Raw genomic sequence first — 2,533 nt, forward strand, 5'->3', positions numbered from 1 at the left:
CGCCGACGCCGCTGAGGCCGGCATCAACCGCATCTGCCAGGACCAACAGCTCGCATGGTCCTTCCTGGCCCACACCGGACTGGAAATCCACCCTCCAACACCACACAACTAACGAAAAGCTCAGTAGTACCCCCAGTCCTCAAACCCACCCCGGGACCTGTCCTGTGTCCCGGGCGATGACCGGGTGGGTGTTCGTGCCCGCCCGGTCATTTCGTGCTGCACAGAAAAGCAAGTTCTCTCCGTCACCGACCCGAAAGGGGATCTTGTCATGTCCAAGTCCAAGCTGCTCGGCCGGCTGCTGTGGACGCCGGTGTTCTGGTTCGTCGCCGCCATCGTCGCCTACGAGTGGCACCTCAACGGCGTCTTCCTGGTCGTCGCGCTCGCCGCCGGCACCGCCGTCGCGCTGTGGACCACCTCCGGCGGCAACGAGAAGGCCAGCGAGTAGCTCACCCGGCGCGGCCACACCCACCGTTCCACGGGGACGACCTCGGGCCTTGCAAGGGCCGAGGTCGTCCCCGCTCTGTGCAGGACCGCGCACCGACCAGCCACACCTTTGGAGGAGATTCGATGAGCAATGACAACCTTCGCCTGGTCACGATCATCTTGGACCGGTCAGGCTCCATGCAGGCGGTCAAGGACGACGCCGAGGGCGGCTTGAAGGCGTTTTTGGCCGCGCAGCGCGAGGCGCCCGGCCTGACCCTGGTCACGCTGCGGCAGTTCGACGACGAGGTCGAGACCGTGTTTCAGCGGACGCCGCTGTATGACGTGCCGGACTTCACGCTGCGTCCGCGGGGCACGACGGCGCTGCTGGATGCGATCGGGTCCACCGTCGCCGCGACCGAGGAGCACCTGGCCAAGCACATGGCCGCGCAGGAGCGTCCGGGCGAGGTCGTGTACGTGATCGTCACCGACGGGCACGAGAACGCCTCTCGCGAGTGGACCGCGCAGCAGGTCAAGGACACCATCACCCGCCAGCGCGGCAGGGGCCGGGTGTTCGTGTTCCTCGGCGCGGATCAGGACGCGATCACCGTGGCGGGCGGTATCGGCATCGGCGCCGAGACGTCGCTGTCGTACTCCTCGGCCAACACCCGCGACTCGCTGACCTCGGCGGGTCATACCGTGGCGCGCGGGTCCAGGTCGGGTGACTACTCCTTCACCCGGGAGGAGCGGACGCGGGCGGCCGGGTCGTGACCAGGCCGTACCCCGTCGCCGGGGCTGCGGGACCCGCGCAGGTCCCCCAGCCCCCCGCCGCAGGCGGCCCTGCCGGCAGCGGTGACACGCGTTGGGCGGGCGAGGCCGACGCACCCGGCGACGCCGTTCCCGGTGTGCCCGGGTGCGGTTCTGCGGCCCCGGTCGCAGGTGGCCGGTTCGCCAGGCTGTGTCACCGGCTGGGGGCCCGCTTCCACACGCCCGACATCTGCGGTGACCGGCCCGGGCTGGCCAAGCTGGCCGCCTACGCCCACTACGGCGCCGGCGCACCGGAGGGCGGGCCGCTGCGCACCGGCCAGATCTGGTGGTTCCGGCTGGTGTGCCTGCCGATCACCGCGTGGGCCTACTGGAAGGCGTGGGCGCTGGAGCGCCCGTTGCGCGGCGCGCCCTTTTTGATCGTGCAGGTCTGGTGGTGGCTGCTCAACATCGCCGTCTTCCTCCACCTGCTGTGAAACACCCAGAACAGAGAAAGGGAGGGATCCGCCATGAATGGCCTTGTCGATCTCGGAAGTAGCCTCGGCGGGCTGGACCTCAAGAGCATCGTGCTCAACCTGGTGTTCCTGACGGTTCCCGGGCTGGCCCTGGCCAAGGGGTTGCAGCGATTCCGCGTTCCCGCCGGGACCGACGAGATGGGATTCGGCGGCGAGGCTGGCCGCAGGGGCCGGGCGAAGGCGCACATGCAGCAGCTGGGCGGCCAGCTCGCTTCGTTCGTCACCATCGTGGCGTTGCTGACGGCCGGGCTCGGACTGGTTCCGCTGGTCAGGGCGGTCTACGAGCTGGTTTCCCGCGTGGACCCGGCGGCGCCCGCGGTGATCGGCGTCATCGTGGTGGCGGCGCTGCTGGTCAAGGGATTCGTTATGGCACGCGACCTGATGGACAGCAAGGTCGACCGGCCGCAGCTGTGGCTGGCGCCGGTGCCGCTGCTGGCGCTGCTGATCTGGGTCGCGCCGGTGGTCGCCGACCAGATCACCGACCAGGCCGGGCAGACCGTCCGGATGATCGTGGACGAGGCCAAGGCCGACGGGCAGGCACGCGACAGCGAACACCCCTCCGGCAAGGACGAACCCGACACCGGCAAGCCCGACACCGGCAAGCCCGGCAAGGAAGAGCCGGATGAGGATGACGATGCGCAAGGCGGCGCCGGTTCTGGGGAGCAGGACCGGTGAGCAGGCTCGCCGCCGCCGCTGCCGCAGCAGCAGGTGAGGTTCCCCCCGTAGCACGGACACCTGCGGTGAGGTCACTCGGTGGTGTCTGAGGGCAGGTTGAGCCCTTCGAACGTGACGGGGCTGTGCATCCCGATACTGGAATGCCGCCTGTATGGATT

4 protein-coding genes are annotated in these 2,533 nt (G+C 69.2%); all 4 read left to right on the forward strand.

Annotation, left to right across the window (positions count from 1 at the left end):
• Positions 1 to 268: 268 nt before the first annotated feature.
• The 4 genes from QSK21_RS35715 (at position 269) to QSK21_RS35730 (ending at position 2,375) form a co-directional block, all read left to right on the forward strand.
• Positions 269 to 445, forward strand: a complete 177-nt coding sequence (locus tag QSK21_RS35715) for a hypothetical protein (RefSeq protein ID WP_285702188.1) — start codon at positions 269 to 271, stop codon at positions 443 to 445.
• A gap of 122 nt (positions 446 to 567) precedes the next feature.
• A complete protein-coding gene (locus QSK21_RS35720; RefSeq protein WP_285702189.1) occupies positions 568 to 1,191 on the forward strand; it encodes a vWA domain-containing protein in 624 nt (207 codons plus the stop codon).
• Entirely contained in the window at positions 1,188 to 1,661 is a 474-nt protein-coding gene (locus QSK21_RS35725) for a hypothetical protein (protein WP_285702190.1), read from the forward strand. The genes QSK21_RS35720 and QSK21_RS35725 overlap by 4 nt, the downstream gene beginning before the upstream one ends.
• A 33-nt stretch (positions 1,662 to 1,694) precedes the next feature.
• On the forward strand, positions 1,695 to 2,375 hold the full coding sequence (locus QSK21_RS35730) for a hypothetical protein (RefSeq protein ID WP_285702191.1): 681 nt from the start codon (positions 1,695 to 1,697) through the stop codon (positions 2,373 to 2,375).
• Positions 2,376 to 2,533: the final 158 nt, after the last annotated feature.

It is taken from the genome of Actinomadura sp. NBRC 104412 (assembly GCF_030269515.1).
Taxonomy (GTDB): Bacteria; Actinomycetota; Actinomycetes; order Streptosporangiales; family Streptosporangiaceae; genus Spirillospora.

What these genes read in the sequence shown, in the direction of transcription:
- QSK21_RS35730 (WP_285702191.1), top strand. Translation starts at nt 1,695, where the DNA reads ATGAATGGCCTTGTCGATCTCGGAAGTAGCCTCGGCGGGCTGGACCTC.
- QSK21_RS35720 (WP_285702189.1), top strand. Translation starts at nt 568, where the DNA reads ATGAGCAATGACAACCTTCGCCTGGTCACGATCATCTTGGACCGGTCA.
- QSK21_RS35715 (WP_285702188.1), top strand. Translation starts at nt 269, where the DNA reads ATGTCCAAGTCCAAGCTGCTCGGCCGGCTGCTGTGGACGCCGGTGTTC.